Below are 475 nucleotides of genomic sequence, written 5' to 3' on the forward strand. Positions count from 1 at the left end.
GATGCGCACCGAGAGGTCGTTGTAATGGCCGGGCGAAGTCTGGCTGGCGAGGATCGTGCCGCGCGCCCCGCCCGCCCAGCGCATCAGCACATGCGCGTTGTCGTCGAGCCGCCGTCCGGGCACGGCGGTGAAGAGGTCGGCCGAAACCGCCTCCGCCTCGAAACCGGAGACGAAGCTTGCCAGGTTGAAGGCATGCACGCCGATATCGGCAAGCACGGCCGACTGGCCGGCGCGCGCTGGATCGGTGCGCCATTCGGCCTGCTTCTGGCCCTCGGCGTCGATCGGCTTGGTCAGCCAGTCCTGGATATAGGCGCCGTGCACCGACACGATGCGGCCGAGCTCGCCCGCCGCCACCATTTCGCGCGCCTGGCGCACCATGGCGTAGCCGGTGTTATTGAGCGTGACGACGAAGCGGCGCTGCTTCGCTTTGGTCAGCGCCACCAGGGCTTCGGCCTCGCCAAGCGTCGTCGACAGC

Annotated in this window: 1 protein-coding gene; it reads right to left on the reverse strand. The window is 68.8% G+C overall.

Annotated features, from left to right (window positions below):
- Window positions 1-475, reverse strand: a 475-nt coding sequence (locus EOA27_RS39795) for a Gfo/Idh/MocA family oxidoreductase (protein ID WP_145970962.1), incomplete at both ends; no start/stop codon positions are given.

This window comes from Mesorhizobium sp. M2A.F.Ca.ET.037.01.1.1, from assembly GCF_003998075.1.
In the GTDB taxonomy this organism is placed as follows: Bacteria; Pseudomonadota; Alphaproteobacteria; order Rhizobiales; family Rhizobiaceae; genus Mesorhizobium.